General features: G+C 53.5%; 13 protein-coding genes. 9 read left to right on the forward strand and 4 right to left on the reverse strand.

Annotation, left to right across the window (positions count from 1 at the left end):
- Window positions 1-72: 72 nt before the first annotated feature.
- Entirely contained in the window at window positions 73-459 is a 387-nt protein-coding gene (locus tag L977_RS13800) for a DUF3461 family protein (protein WP_014168696.1), read from the reverse strand.
- A 321-nt stretch (window positions 460-780) separates the two neighbouring features.
- Here L977_RS13800 and L977_RS13805 point away from each other — a divergent pair, with 321 nt between their 5' ends.
- Window positions 781-1,413 (forward strand): DNA-binding protein, encoded by a 633-nt coding sequence (locus L977_RS13805; RefSeq protein WP_014882624.1) that lies wholly within the window; start codon window positions 781-783, stop codon window positions 1,411-1,413.
- Here L977_RS13805 and dapD read toward each other — a convergent pair.
- The 3 genes from dapD to map form a co-directional block, all read right to left on the reverse strand.
- Window positions 1,410-2,234 (reverse strand): 2,3,4,5-tetrahydropyridine-2,6-dicarboxylate N-succinyltransferase, encoded by an 825-nt coding sequence (dapD, locus tag L977_RS13810; RefSeq protein ID WP_008501915.1) that lies wholly within the window; start codon window positions 2,232-2,234, stop codon window positions 1,410-1,412. The genes L977_RS13805 and dapD overlap by 4 nt on opposite strands.
- Window positions 2,235-2,266: 32 nt before the next feature.
- Window positions 2,267-4,942, reverse strand: a complete 2,676-nt coding sequence (gene glnD / locus L977_RS13815) for a bifunctional uridylyltransferase/uridylyl-removing protein GlnD (RefSeq protein ID WP_014882625.1) — start codon at window positions 4,940-4,942, stop codon at window positions 2,267-2,269.
- Between the two features lie 62 nt (window positions 4,943-5,004).
- Window positions 5,005-5,799 (reverse strand): type I methionyl aminopeptidase, encoded by a 795-nt coding sequence (gene map, locus L977_RS13820; protein WP_014882626.1) that lies wholly within the window; start codon window positions 5,797-5,799, stop codon window positions 5,005-5,007.
- Window positions 5,800-6,120: 321 nt separating this feature from the next.
- Here map and rpsB point away from each other — a divergent pair, with 321 nt between their 5' ends.
- From rpsB to rseP, 8 genes are all read left to right on the forward strand, one after another.
- Window positions 6,121-6,846: a 30S ribosomal protein S2 gene (gene rpsB, locus L977_RS13825; RefSeq protein WP_003856207.1), complete on the forward strand. Its 726-nt coding sequence runs from the start codon at window positions 6,121-6,123 to the stop codon at window positions 6,844-6,846.
- Window positions 6,847-6,963: 117 nt separating this feature from the next.
- Window positions 6,964-7,815: a translation elongation factor Ts gene (gene tsf, locus L977_RS13830; RefSeq protein WP_014882627.1), complete on the forward strand. Its 852-nt coding sequence runs from the start codon at window positions 6,964-6,966 to the stop codon at window positions 7,813-7,815.
- A 150-nt stretch (window positions 7,816-7,965) separates the two neighbouring features.
- The gene (pyrH, locus tag L977_RS13835; protein WP_023332129.1) at window positions 7,966-8,691 is read left to right on the forward strand and encodes a UMP kinase; all 726 of its coding nucleotides are present in this window, start codon (window positions 7,966-7,968) and stop codon (window positions 8,689-8,691) included.
- Between the two features lie 167 nt (window positions 8,692-8,858).
- Window positions 8,859-9,416: a ribosome recycling factor gene (frr, locus tag L977_RS13840; protein ID WP_014882629.1), complete on the forward strand. Its 558-nt coding sequence runs from the start codon at window positions 8,859-8,861 to the stop codon at window positions 9,414-9,416.
- A gap of 95 nt (window positions 9,417-9,511) precedes the next feature.
- Window positions 9,512-10,711 (forward strand): 1-deoxy-D-xylulose-5-phosphate reductoisomerase, encoded by a 1,200-nt coding sequence (gene ispC, locus L977_RS13845; protein WP_047626000.1) that lies wholly within the window; start codon window positions 9,512-9,514, stop codon window positions 10,709-10,711.
- Between the two features lie 186 nt (window positions 10,712-10,897).
- Complete coding sequence (gene ispU / locus L977_RS13850; RefSeq protein WP_014882631.1) at window positions 10,898-11,656, forward strand: (2E,6E)-farnesyl-diphosphate-specific ditrans,polycis-undecaprenyl-diphosphate synthase; 759 nt, start codon at window positions 10,898-10,900, stop codon at window positions 11,654-11,656.
- A gap of 12 nt (window positions 11,657-11,668) precedes the next feature.
- The gene (gene cdsA, locus L977_RS13855; RefSeq protein WP_014882632.1) at window positions 11,669-12,526 is read left to right on the forward strand and encodes a phosphatidate cytidylyltransferase; all 858 of its coding nucleotides are present in this window, start codon (window positions 11,669-11,671) and stop codon (window positions 12,524-12,526) included.
- Between the two features lie 11 nt (window positions 12,527-12,537).
- Complete coding sequence (gene rseP / locus L977_RS13860; RefSeq protein ID WP_047626001.1) at window positions 12,538-13,890, forward strand: sigma E protease regulator RseP; 1,353 nt, start codon at window positions 12,538-12,540, stop codon at window positions 13,888-13,890.

Here is a 13,890-nt window from a genome sequence, read left to right on the forward strand (position 1 = left end):
GAACATCATCCCTCTCCCACGGGGAGAGGGCGCAAACATTAAAAACGGCAATCAGGGACTGCCGTTTTGCTTTTATTTCCGAGTTAACTTCTCAAGATCCGCTTCAATCTCGCTGATCTTATTGGTAACAACGCTTTCAAGGTGACGCAGATCGTCAAGGATCTTACGTTTGAGATCGACTTCAGTGCGGTCGCGCTGACAAATCTGATCGAGTTCATCGATCACATAGCGCAGGTTAGGGCTGATTTCCTGAACTTCTTTGTACCCCTGGCCTACGCCGTCCGCGACGACGGTCTTACGCTGGCGTGGATATTTAAACTTCACGCTTTTGGCGAAAAACTCGCCTTTATCCTTGTGAAAATAAATTTTTAAGATGTCGTTGTTGGCTTCCTGGCGGAGGCTGTAACGATCAATTTCATCAGGATTGGTAATGCCCAGACTTTTCAGATTATCGTACATAGCGGTACCCTTATCTCAACATAACCTTTGAATAATTAATGAAAAAATTCCTTTTTGCCACCCTCGGGTTCAAAAAAAGCGGGGTCGATCCTGATTACATTTCACTGACATTACCGAGCAGGGAAAATAAATTGCTCCCACTCGTTTATTGTTGTTTTTAACGACCACGTCAAGCGGAAATCAACGTAATAAGGTAATCATTTCTCTCAACGTTAATGCAGCATCGTGAGAGTCGTGAGAAAAGGCGAGCGAGACGGTATTCAAAGCCGGGGAATTCAGGCAAAGTTATCGCACGAAAGCGTAGGCTGCGGGGATAATGACATGTCAGGACGCATTGATTATCAAATCGAAAAATATAGCTTTGGTGCCGTAGAGGAGAACCAAAGACTCACGCATCAGTGGGCAGAAGTCGCCGCCGAATGCCGCCTGCTTCAGGCGGGGGCGGAGGAGCGTTTACGCATTGCCTTGCTCAACGTGGATTATGTCACCAGCTTCGAACTGCCATTTCGGCTGATATTGACCCGCGCCCCGCAGCTAATTGCCGGGCTGCGCGATGAGTTTCAGCTAAACCAGAAGAACGTCATCTTCAACGGCAAGCGCTTTGGCTGCGTTTACAGCCTGAAGGGCGATCTGGATGCGATCCCCGACGCTTTTCAATACCGCATGACCACCCGCATTCGACGGGTCGATCCCACCGGGCTTACGGCGGAGCCATTCCGGCAGATTGCCAGAGAGGTCAAAGCGCCGCGTGAGCGACTGAAGCTGGCGCTGGAATCGGGTCTGGCTGTGACTGCGCTTGACGGGCTTTTCTGGTTGGGGAGCCAGCGTATGGCGGCGGATATTGCAGGGTTGAGAAGAAAGGGAATGGCAATCGTGACTGCGGAAACGGACGTCTTTGATGATTACACCGGGACGCACAGGCGGGTCCCGGTGTATCAACGGGTCAGCGATTAGTCGATGGTGCGCAGCAGTTCGTTGATACCGACTTTACCGCGGGTTTTCGCATCCACTTTCTTCACGATAACGGCACAGTACAGGCTGTATTTGCCATCTTTCGACGGCAGGTTACCGGAAACGACCACGGAACCCGCCGGAACGCGGCCGTAGTGAACTTCGCCGGTTTCGCGATCGTAAATACGGGTGCTCTGGCCGATGTAAACGCCCATGGAGATCACAGAACCCTCTTCCACGATCACGCCTTCAACCACTTCTGAACGCGCGCCGATGAAGCAGTTGTCTTCGATGATGGTTGGGTTAGCCTGCAGTGGCTCCAGAACACCACCGATGCCCACGCCGCCGGACAGGTGAACGTTTTTACCGATTTGGGCACAGGAACCGACGGTAGCCCAGGTATCCACCATCGTACCTTCGTCAACGTAGGCACCGATGTTCACGTAGGATGGCATCAGCACGGTGTTGCGTGCGATGAACGCGCCCTGACGCACTGCCGCAGGCGGCACCACGCGGAAGCCTTCTTTCTGGAAACGCGCTTCGTCGTAATCAGCGAATTTCATTGGGACTTTATCGAAGTAGCGGCTTTCTGCTCCGTCGATAACCTGGTTATCGTTGATACGGAAAGAGAGCAGCACCGCTTTCTTCAGCCATTGATGAGTAACCCACTGACCGTCGATTTTTTCTGCCACGCGCAGCGCGCCGGAATCCAGCAGGGAAATCACCTGGTTTACCGCTTCACGGGTTACGGTATCCACATTTGCCGGGGTAATCTCGGCGCGACGCTCAAAAGCGGACTCAATAACGTTCTGTAACTGCTGCATTGTTTACTCTTTCCATTTCACTAAAAAACACGTCACCCTTTATCGTTTGGATTGAGGGCTGCTGTCAACCGTTGTTGTACTTCAAGTTGCAGGTCATTATTAAGGGCACGCCGGTCGGCGGTGGCGATTATAAATAAATCTTCTACTCGCTCGCCAATAGTTGTAATTCGGGCGCCATGAAGCGAAATTCCCAGATCGGCAAAAACCTGGCCGACGCGGGCGAGCAGCCCTGGCTGGTCGAGCGCGATCAGCTCCAGGAACGATTTACGGTCGGTGTGGGTCGGCAGGAAATTGACCTCGGTATCGACGGTAAAGTGGCGCAATTTCGCCGGCTGGCGACGCGGCTGCGGTGGCTGCCAGCTGCGCTGAGTGATCGCCTGTTCCAGACCGAAGCGTATCCCTTCATGTCTGTCCGACGAGAGCGGACTGCCGTCCGGCTCCAGCACGATAAAGGTATCCATCGCCATGCCGTCGCGGGTGGTAAAAATCTGCGCGTCGTGAACGCTCAGGTTACGCCTGTCCAGCTCGGCGCAGACCGCAGCAAACAGATAAGGCCGATCCGGGCTCCAGATGAAGATCTCCGTCCCGCCGCGCGTCGCCTGTGGGCTAAGCAGGATCATCGGCTGCGAAAGATCGTGCTTCAGCAGATGTCGCGCGTGCCAGGCAAGCTGGTTTGGGCTGTGGCGGACAAAATAGTTGGCACGGCAGCGGGCCCAAATCTGATGCAGTGCTTCTTCATCAATGTTATCCATCCGCAGCAGCGCCAGGGCCTGCAGCTGGTGATGGCGCACGCGTTCGCGCATGTCCGGGGTGTTTTGCATCCCGCGACGCAGCTGTTTTTCGGTAGCGAAATAGAGCTCGCGCAGCAGGCTTTGCTTCCAGCTGTTCCACAGGGTTTCATTGGTGGCACAAATATCCGCGACCGTCAGGCACACCAGATAGCGCAGACGGTTCTCCGTCTGGACCTCTTCGGCGAATTGCTTAATTACCTCTGGATCCTGAATATCACGACGCTGGGCAGTGACTGACATCAGCAGGTGATGGCGTACCAGCCAGGCGACCAGCTGCGTTTCGCGCGAGTTGAGCCCATGCAGCTCGGCAAATTTCAGCACGTCCTGCGCACCCAGCACCGAGTGGTCTCCACCGCGGCCTTTGGCGATGTCGTGGAACAGGGCGGCAATCAGGATCAGTTCCGGATGGGTGAGGCGCGGCCACAGTTCGACGCACAGCGGGTGGCGGGATCGCGTCTCTTCTTTCGCAAAGCTTTCCAGCTTGAGCATGACGCGGATCGTGTGCTCATCCACCGTGTAGGCGTGGAAGAGATCGAACTGCATCTGTCCGACGATGTGCGACCACTGCGGCATATAGGCCCACAGCACGCTATGACGGTGCATTGGCAGCAGACCACGGCTGACGGCGCCAGGATGACGGAGCATACTCAAAAACAGCGAGCGCGCTTCCGGGATATAGCACAGCGGCTGCGTCAGATGACGGCGCGCATGGCGCAGATGGCGCAGGGTGGTGGAGTAGATCCCGGTAATCGTGCTGTTGCGCACCATGGTATAGAACATTCGCAGGATCGCTTCCGGCTCGCGGATAAACAGCGTTTCGTCCCGCAGATCGATAAGCGTGCCGCGCAGCTGGAATTCGTCATCAATTGGGCGCGGCTTTTCGTCCGCCGTCAGGGCCAGAATGGCCTCGTCGAACAGCTGCAACAGCATCTGGTTCAGCTCGGTCACCCGGCGGGTGACGCGGAAGAAATCCTTCATCATCTGCTCAACCGGTTCGTTACCTTCGCCCTGATAATTCAATCGCTGCGCCACGCTGAGCTGGCGGTCAAACAGCAGGCGGTTATCGTAGCGGGTCACTTCCAGATGCAGGGCAAAACGGATGCGCCACAGCAGATGCAGGCACTCGTTCAGTTCGTTACGTTCGGCCTCGGTTAAAAAGCCAAAGCCGACCATCTCGTCCATTGAGGTGGCGCCAAAGTGGCGGCGGGCCACCCACTGTAGCGTGTGGATGTCGCGCAGGCCGCCGGGGCTGCTTTTAATATCGGGTTCAAGATTGTAACTGGTGCCGTGGTAGCGCTGATGGCGCTGATTTTGCTCCTCGACCTTCGCGGCGAAGAATTTTTCTGACGGCCAAAAGCCGTCGCTGAAGATGTGTTTTTGCAGCTCCAGGAACAGCGCCACGTCACCGATCAGCAGACGGGTTTCAATCAGGTTGGTGGCGACGGTCAGGTCAGATAAGCCCTCCAGCAGGCACTCTTCCAGGGTTCTCACGCTGTGTCCCACTTCCAGCTTAACGTCCCAGAGCAGGGTCAGCAGCTCGCCAATCTTCTGCGCCTGTTCGTCCGGTAGCTTTTTACGGCTTAAGATCAGGAGATCGATATCGGAAAGTGGATGAAGTTCACCGCGGCCATAGCCCCCGACGGCAACCAGCGCGATGTCGCTCACCTGCCCGAAACCGTAGTCGATCCACAGACGCTGCAGGAGCTGGTCGATAAATTCGGTGCGCGCTTCAATAAGTTGCTCGGCTGAGACCCCTGCGTCGAACGCGCTGCCCAGCCAGCGATGGAAAACATCCATATGGGCTTTGATATGCGCGCAGGTCAGCTCGTGCGACGGCCAGACGCCCGGGTTATCAGGCTGGTCGGGAAGGGTGGGAAGTGCTGTGTTAGCATACTGTTCGGGTAAGAGATTACTCATCGTGCGCCACCCATAAGAAAAAGCTATCGCCATTAAAAAAGCCGGCATTTGCCGGCTTCTTATCACTCAATGTTCGTCAGTATCGCCGGGATGGTGTCATCCTTGCGCAACGTCATAATTTCGCAGCCGTTGTCTGTTACCACAATAGTATGCTCGTACTGAGCAGACAAGCTTCTGTCTTTGGTTTTCACCGTCCAGCCATCTTTCATGGTGCGGATGCGGTAGTCACCGGCGTTGACCATCGGCTCGATGGTGAAGGTCATGCCCTTTTGCAGCACCACGCCGCCGTCATCGGCATCATAGTGCAGAACCTGGGGTTCTTCATGGAAAACGCGGCCAATACCGTGACCGCAGTATTCGCGCACGACGGAGAACCCTTCCGCTTCTACAAACTTCTGGATGGCAGCACCAATGGTACGCAGGCGAATACCCGGCTTAACCATTTTCAGCGCCAGGTACAGGCTCTCTTGTGTCACTTTGCACAGACGCTCGCCCAGAATCGTTGGCTTGCCGACAATGAACATCTTAGAGGTGTCACCGTGGTACTCGTCTTTAATGACGGTCACGTCGATGTTGACGATGTCGCCATCTTTCAGCAGTTTTTCGTCGTCCGGGATACCGTGACAAACCACTTCATTAATAGAAATGCAGACGGATTTCGGGAAACCGTGGTAGCCGAGGCAGGCGGAAACCGCGTGCTGCTCGTTCACGATATAGTCGTTACAGATGCGGTCCAGTTCACCGGTGCTGACGCCCGGCTTCACGAACGGTTCGATCATTTCCAGCACTTCCGCGGCCAGACGACCGGCGACGCGCATCTTTTCAATTTCTTCAGGTGTCTTAATAGAGATAGCCATGTAATCTGTCCATCGGTGTCGATTTTTTCGACAATACTAGTCTAAGTGTCGTCAATGGTATCAGTCAGGCACGCTCCGTGCCAAATTGAGAATCATTAACAGCACACTCCGCCAACAACTGTTGGTTTCTGGTCGTGTTTTGTGGTATAAAGCGCGCCGGACTTCCGATCCATCTCAGATACACAGGCTGGACGGGAGCGACAAATCTCACTTTGTGTAACAACACACACGTATCGGCACATATTCCGGGGTGCCCTTCGGGGTCGGTAATATGGGATACGTGGAGGCATAACCCCAACTTTCAATATAGAGGTTTTAAACATGGCAACTGTTTCCATGCGCGACATGCTCAAGGCTGGTGTTCACTTTGGTCACCAGACCCGTTACTGGAACCCGAAAATGAAGCCTTTCATCTTCGGCGCGCGTAACAAAGTTCACATCATCAACCTTGAGAAAACTGTACCAATGTTCAACGAAGCCCTGGCTGAGCTGAACAAGATCTCTTCCCGTAAAGGTAAGATTCTGTTCGTTGGTACTAAGCGCGCTGCAAGCGAAGCTGTGAAAGATGCTGCTAACAGCTGCGACCAGTTCTTCGTGAACCATCGCTGGTTGGGCGGCATGCTGACCAACTGGAAAACTGTTCGTCAGTCCATCAAGCGCCTGAAAGATCTGGAAACCCAGTCTCAGGACGGTACTTTCGACAAGCTGACTAAGAAAGAAGCGCTGATGCGCACTCGTGAACTGGACAAGCTGGAAAACAGCCTGGGCGGTATCAAAGATATGGGCGGCCTGCCAGACGCGCTGTTCGTAATCGATGCAGACCACGAGCACATCGCTATCAAAGAAGCTAACAACCTGGGTATCCCGGTATTCGCTATCGTTGATACCAACTCCGATCCGGACGGTGTTGACTTCGTTATCCCGGGTAACGACGACGCAATCCGTGCTGTTAGCCTGTACCTGAGCGCTGTAGCTGCTACCGTTCGTGAAGGCCGTTCCCAGGATCTGGCTTCTCAGGCGGAAGAAAGCTTCGTAGAAGCTGAATAATAAGGTTTTACCCCTTATTAGTACCGTGTATGAATAGGGGCCCATTACCGGCCCCTTTTTTCAATTTACACTGTTTGGCCCCCGGCCGGGCAGTTCACATCTCCCGAGGATTTAAGAATGGCTGAAATTACCGCATCCCTGGTAAAAGAGCTGCGCGAGCGTACTGGCGCAGGCATGATGGATTGCAAAAAAGCGCTGACTGAAGCGAACGGCGACATCGAGCTGGCAATCGAAAACATGCGTAAATCCGGTGCGATCAAAGCAGCTAAAAAAGCAGGCAACGTTGCTGCTGACGGCGTGATCATCACCAAAATCGACGGCAACTACGGCATCATTCTGGAAGTTAACTGCCAGACTGACTTCGTTGCTAAAGATGGCGGTTTCCAGGCATTTGCGAACAAAGTTCTGGACGCAGCGGTTGCTGGCAAAATCACTGACGTTGAAGTTCTGAAAGCACAGTTCGAAGAAGAACGTGTTGCGCTGGTTGCTAAAATCGGTGAGAACATCAACATCCGTCGCGTTTCTTCTCTGGAAGGCGACGTTCTGGGCTCTTACCAGCACGGTGCACGTATCGGTGTTCTGGTTGCGGCTAAAGGCGCTGACGAAGAGCTGGTTAAACAGCTGGCTATGCACATCGCTGCAAGCAAACCAGAATTCGTTAAGCCAGAAGACGTGTCTGCTGAAGTGGTAGAAAAAGAGTACCAGGTTCAGCTGGACATCGCGATGCAGTCTGGTAAGCCAAAAGAAATCGCAGAGAAAATGGTTGAAGGCCGCATGAAGAAATTCACCGGCGAAGTTTCTCTGACTGGCCAGCCTTTCGTTATGGATCCAAGCAAGTCTGTTGCTCAGCTGCTGAAAGAGCACAACGCTGACGTAACTGGCTTCATCCGCTTCGAAGTGGGCGAAGGCATCGAGAAAGTTGAGACTGACTTCGCAGCAGAAGTTGCTGCAATGTCCAAGCAGTCTTAATGATTGAAAAGGAGCCGCCTGAGGGCGGCTTCTTTTTGTCACCCGTCATATGAAATCAGACAGGCTCCAGTATCGCTGTGCTGATTTGCGGCATATCATGTCGCCAGAATTAACTCCCATCTTAATCGTTGACAGTCTCAGGAAAGAAACATGGCTACCAATGCAAAACCCGTGTACAAACGCATTCTGCTTAAGCTGAGTGGCGAAGCGCTGCAGGGATCGGAAGGCTTCGGTATTGACGCAAGCATCCTTGATCGCATGGCACAGGAAATCAAAGAACTGGTCGAACTGGGTATCCAGGTTGGCGTGGTCATTGGCGGTGGCAACCTTTTCCGTGGTGCTGGTCTGGCGAAAGCGGGGATGAACCGCGTTGTGGGCGACCACATGGGTATGCTGGCAACCGTCATGAATGGCCTGGCGATGCGTGATGCGCTCCACCGCGCCTATGTGAATGCCCGCCTGATGTCCGCGATTCCACTGAATGGCGTATGCGATAATTACAGCTGGGCAGAGGCGATCAGCCTGCTGCGCAACAACCGCGTGGTGATCCTCTCCGCCGGTACGGGTAACCCGTTCTTTACGACCGATTCCGCTGCCTGCCTGCGCGGTATTGAGATCGAAGCCGATGTGGTACTGAAAGCGACCAAAGTAGACGGCGTGTTTACTGCCGACCCGGCAAAAGATCCTTCCGCCACCATGTACGATCAGCTGAGCTACGGCGAAGTGCTGGAAAAAGAGCTGAAAGTGATGGATCTTGCCGCCTTCACGCTGGCTCGCGACCACAAACTGCCGATCCGTGTCTTCAACATGAATAAGCCAGGCGCACTGCGTCGCGTGGTCATGGGCGAAAAAGAAGGCACTTTGATCACGGAATAATTTCCGTCGGCGATAAATACAGGTAAGATTCCGCTTTATTTTGTAGTGGTATCTTACCCGGGCGCGCCATTGGCGTTGTCATGAATTAAACGCGACTATACTTAGCACACCTGTAGCGCTGTGCTGGCGGATAGTCTGCCTGAGACAAGTTTTCAAGGATTCGTAACGTGATTAACGACATCAGAAAAGATGCTGAAGTGCGCATGGAAAAATGCGTAGAAGCGTTCAAAACCCAAATCAGCAAAATCCGTACTGGCCGTGCTTCCCCAAGCCTGCTGGATGGCATCATCGTGGAATACTACGGTACGCCAACCCCTCTGCGTCAGCTGGCGAGCGTGACGGTAGAAGATACCCGTACGCTGAAAATCAACGTGTTCGATCGCTCTATGAGCCCGGCGGTTGAGAAAGCGATCATGGCCTCTGACCTCGGTCTGAACCCAAGTTCTGCCGGTTCTGATATCCGCGTTCCACTGCCTCCACTGACGGAAGAGCGTCGTAAAGATCTGATCAAAGTGGTGCGTGGCGAAGCTGAGCAGGGTCGTGTATCCGTGCGTAACGTTCGCCGCGACGCGAACGACAAAGTGAAAGCGCTGCTGAAAGAAAAAGAGATCAGTGAAGATGACGATCGTCGTTCTCAGGACGACATTCAGAAAATGACCGACGCAGCGATCAAGAAAATTGATGCGGCGCTGGCAGATAAAGAAGCGGAACTGATGCAGTTCTGATTTCTGTCGTACACTGATAAACGCCGTTCAGAGGGACTTCGGGTCTTGCTGGCGGCGTTTTGCTTTTATCTGATCTAACTTTTTTCGGGCATCCCATGAAGCATTTAACTCTCCTTGGCTCAACCGGCTCTATCGGTTGCAGTACTCTCGACGTCGTCCGCCACAATCCTGAACATTATACCGTGACCGCGCTGGTCGCCGGTAAGAACGTGCAGCGCATGGTCGAGCAGTGCCTGGAGTTTATGCCACGTTATGCGGTGATGGATGACGATGAGAGCGCGCGTCAGTTGAAAACTCTGCTGCTTGAGAAGGGCAGTCGAACCGAGGTGCTGAGTGGGTCGCAGGCGGCCTGCGACATGGCGGCGCTGGATGAGGTTGACCAGGTCATGGCGGCTATTGTCGGTGCGGCCGGGTTGCTGCCGACGCTTGCGGCAATAGATGCGGGTAAAGATGTTCTGCTGGCCAACAAAGAGTCGCTGGTGACCTGCGGACGCCTGTTTATGGACGCGGTGAAGCAGCGCGGGGCGCGTCTTTTGCCGGTCGACAGCGAGCACAACGCCATTTTTCAGAGTTTACCGCAACCTTTTCAACAGAACCTGGGGTACGCTGACCTGGAGCAGAATGGCGTCGTGTCGATTCTGCTTACCGGGTCTGGTGGCCCGTTCCGTGAAACGCCACTGTCTGAACTGAGCGCAATGACGCCGGATCAGGCGTGTCGTCATCCGAACTGGTCAATGGGACGTAAAATCTCCGTTGACTCCGCCACCATGATGAATAAAGGTCTGGAATACATTGAAGCTCGCTGGCTGTTTAATGCGTCCGCGAAACAGATGGAAGTTCTGATTCACCCGCAATCGGTCATTCACTCGATGGTGCGCTATCAGGATGGCAGCGTGCTGGCACAGCTGGGCGAGCCGGATATGCGTACGCCCATCGCCCATACAATGGCGTGGCCAAACCGGGTGAAATCGGGCGTGAAGCCGCTTGATTTTTGTAAGCTAAGTTCCCTGACGTTCAGTGAACCCGATTACGATCGCTATCCTTGTCTGAAGCTTGCGATGAACGCCTTCGACCAGGGACAGGCGGCGACGACGGCACTGAATGCAGCCAACGAAATTACCGTTGACGCATTTCTGCATCAGCAAATCCGCTTTACCGATATCGCAACGTTGAATTTATCGGTACTGGAAATAATGGATTTGCGTGAGCCTCAAAGTGTGGAAGAGGTGCTGGCGGTCGATGCTGCTGCACGTGAAATTGCGCGTAAACAGGTGAGCCGTCTCGCAAGCTGGTGATAAAGCAAGCACTAGTCGTCGTGCTATTTGTTAGCTTTGGGCTTCAGTGATATAGTCTGCGCCACCTGATCGCAGGAATTTGACTTTATGTGGTCAGGTAAGCCGTGGTTTGACACGGCTTTTTTATGTACAGGCTTAAGTATTCCTGAGTACCGTTAAATCCTTTTCAGGGACAAAAAACGCGTTATGTTGTCTGCGAATCAACCAATAAGCGAAAACTTGCCAGCTCATGGCTGCCGTCATGTAGCAATCATTATGGATGGCAATGGCCGCTGGGCGAAAAGACAAGGGAAGATACGAGCCTTTGGGCATAAAGCAGGGGCGAAATCCGTTCGCCGCGCCGTTTCTTTTGCCGCGAATAACGGCATTGATGCGTTAACGCTCTATGCTTTTAGCAGTGAAAACTGGAATCGACCGCCGCAGGAAGTGACTGCGTTGATGGAACTGTTTGTGTGGGCGCTCGACAGCGAAGTAAAAAGCCTGCACCGCCACAACGTCCGCCTGCGTATCATTGGCGATACCAGTCGTTTTAACTCACGTTTGCAGGAACGGATTCGTAAAGCAGAAGCGCTGACTGAAAATAATACCGGTCTGACGCTCAATATCGCGGCGAATTACGGCGGACGCTGGGATATTATCCAGGGCGTTCGGCATCTGGCCGAACAGGTTCAGGAAGGGCTGTTGAGACCCGACCAGATTGATGAAGAGGCGCTGAGCAAGCAAATCTGCATGAATGAGCTGGCACCTGTGGATTTGGTAATTAGGACAGGGGGGGAACATCGCATAAGTAACTTTTTGATATGGCAAATTGCCTATGCCGAACTTTACTTTACAGATGTTCTTTGGCCCGATTTTGATGAACAAGACTTTGAAGGTGCGCTGCATGCCTTTGCCAATCGAGAGCGTCGTTTCGGCGGCACCGAGCCAGGTGGCGACAACGCCTGATGGGGGTAGCTTTTGCTGAAGTATCGCCTGATTTCCGCTTTTGTATTAATACCCATTGTTATTGCGGCGCTGTTTTTACTGCCCCCGGTGGGATTCGCTATTGTCACGCTGGTGGTCTGCATGCTCGCGGCGTGGGAATGGGGACAGTTTAGCGGCTTTACCTCGCGCAATCAGCGAGTATGGCTTGCGGTACTCTGTGGCTTTATTCTGGCCATAATGCTGTTTACGTTGCCTGAATATCACCACGATATTCATCAGCCGCTGGTTGCCGGTTCCTTGTGGATATCGCTGGCCTGGTGGGTGGCGGCATTGCTGCTGGTTCTTTTTTATCCAGGCTCTGCGGCGTTATGGCGTAATTCAAAAGTGTTGCGACTCATTTTTGGTCTGCTCACCATTGTGCCTTTTTTCTGGGGGATGGTCGCGCTACGCGCCTGGCACTATGACGAAAACCACTATAGCGGTGCGATCTGGCTGCTTTATGTGATGATTCTCGTCTGGGGGGCTGACTCCGGGGCCTATATGTTTGGTAAACTGTTCGGCAAACATAAACTGGCGCCGAAGGTGTCTCCAGGGAAAACCTGGCAAGGATTCATCGGCGGCTTGTTTACGGCTGCAGTTATCTCCTGGGGCTATGGCGTCTGGGCGGATCTGGCAGTGGCTCCGTCAATACTGCTGGTATGCTCTATTTTTGCAGCGCTTGCCTCAGTGCTCGGTGATTTAACCGAAAGTATGTTTAAGCGTGAAGCAGGGATTAAGGACAGCGGACATCTGATTCCAGGGCATGGCGGTATACTGGATCGCATTGACAGCCTGACAGCGGCTGTTCCAGTGTTTGCTTGCCTGCTTTTACTGGTATTCGGGACGATTTAACGGAAGGTTTTATGCTGAGCATTCTCTGGAATCTGGCGGCGTTCATTGTTGCACTGGGTGTGCTGATTACCGTGCATGAATTTGGCCATTTCTGGGTTGCTCGCCGTTGTGGTGTGCGGGTAGAGCGATTCTCCATTGGTTTTGGCAAATCACTCTGGACGCGCACCGACCGTCACGGCACGGAATTTGTCATTGCACTTATCCCGCTTGGCGGCTACGTCAAAATGCTCGACGAACGCGTCGAGCCTGTCGCACCCGAGCTGCGACACAGTGCGTTTAACAACAAAACCGTTGGACAACGCGCTGCCATCATCGCTGCCGGACCGGTAGCCAACTTCATCTTTGCAATTTTCGCTTACTGGCTGGTGTTTATTATCGGCGTCCCTGGTGTGCGTCCGGTGGTGGGGGAAATTGCGCCCAACTCTATCGCGGCGAATGCGCAAATTACGTCCGGGATGGAACTTAAAGCGATTGATGGCATCGAAACCCCTGATTGGGATGCCGTGCGACTGCAACTGGTAGCCAAAATTGGCGATGCGCAGACAACCCTCAGCGTATCGCCGTTTGGGTCAGACGCGCGTCAGGACAAAGTACTGGATTTACGCCACTGGCGCTTCGAGCCCGATAAAGAAGATCCCGTCGCAGCGCTGGGTATCCGTCCCCGCGGTGCGCAGATTGAGCCGGTATTAGCTGAAGTCCAGCCAAATTCGGCGGCGAGCAAAGCGGGTTTGCAAGCGGGCGACAGGATCGTTAAAGTCGATGGTCAACCATTAACAGAGTGGATGACCTTTGTTACTCTGGTGCGCGATAATCCGGGGACGTCCCTCGCGCTGGAAGTTGAAAGGCAAGGCAGTCCGCTTTCGCTGACGCTGAGCCCGGATACGAAGTCGGTCGGCAAAAAGGCAGAAGGGTTCGCAGGCGTTGTGCCAAAAGTGATCCCGCTGCCAGATGAGTACAAGACAATACGCCAGTATGGGCCGTTCAGCGCCATCCTTGAAGCCACGGATAAAACATGGCAACTGATGAAGCTGACGGTCAACATGTTGGGGAAATTGATAACCGGTGATGTGAAACTGAACAACCTCAGTGGGCCAATCTCGATTGCTCAGGGGGCTGGGATGTCAGCGGAATTCGGGGTGATTTACTATCTCATGTTCCTCGCGCTCATTAGCGTGAACCTTGGGATAATCAACCTGTTCCCGCTTCCCGTGTTAGACGGGGGTCATCTGCTGTTTTTAGCGATTGAAAAGCTAAAAGGCGGACCGGTATCCGAGCGAGTTCAAGACTTTAGTTACCGCATCGGCTCGATTTTGCTGGTGCTGTTAATGGGGCTTGCACTTTTCAATGATTTCTCTCGGTTGTAA

It is taken from the genome of Enterobacter sp. ZOR0014, from assembly GCF_000798855.1.
Taxonomy (GTDB): domain Bacteria; phylum Pseudomonadota; class Gammaproteobacteria; order Enterobacterales; family Enterobacteriaceae; genus Enterobacter; species Enterobacter kobei.

What these genes read in the sequence shown, in the direction of transcription:
- map (WP_014882626.1), bottom strand. Translation starts at nt 5,799, where the DNA reads ATGGCTATCTCTATTAAGACACCTGAAGAAATTGAAAAGATGCGCGTC.
- L977_RS13800 (WP_014168696.1), bottom strand. Translation starts at nt 459, where the DNA reads ATGTACGATAATCTGAAAAGTCTGGGCATTACCAATCCTGATGAAATT.
- glnD (WP_014882625.1), bottom strand. Translation starts at nt 4,942, where the DNA reads ATGAGTAATCTCTTACCCGAACAGTATGCTAACACAGCACTTCCCACC.
- L977_RS13805 (WP_014882624.1), top strand. Translation starts at nt 781, where the DNA reads ATGTCAGGACGCATTGATTATCAAATCGAAAAATATAGCTTTGGTGCC.
- tsf (WP_014882627.1), top strand. Translation starts at nt 6,964, where the DNA reads ATGGCTGAAATTACCGCATCCCTGGTAAAAGAGCTGCGCGAGCGTACT.
- rpsB (WP_003856207.1), top strand. Translation starts at nt 6,121, where the DNA reads ATGGCAACTGTTTCCATGCGCGACATGCTCAAGGCTGGTGTTCACTTT.
- dapD (WP_008501915.1), bottom strand. Translation starts at nt 2,234, where the DNA reads ATGCAGCAGTTACAGAACGTTATTGAGTCCGCTTTTGAGCGTCGCGCC.
- ispC (WP_047626000.1), top strand. Translation starts at nt 9,512, where the DNA reads ATGAAGCATTTAACTCTCCTTGGCTCAACCGGCTCTATCGGTTGCAGT.
- rseP (WP_047626001.1), top strand. Translation starts at nt 12,538, where the DNA reads ATGCTGAGCATTCTCTGGAATCTGGCGGCGTTCATTGTTGCACTGGGT.
- ispU (WP_014882631.1), top strand. Translation starts at nt 10,898, where the DNA reads ATGTTGTCTGCGAATCAACCAATAAGCGAAAACTTGCCAGCTCATGGC.
- pyrH (WP_023332129.1), top strand. Translation starts at nt 7,966, where the DNA reads ATGGCTACCAATGCAAAACCCGTGTACAAACGCATTCTGCTTAAGCTG.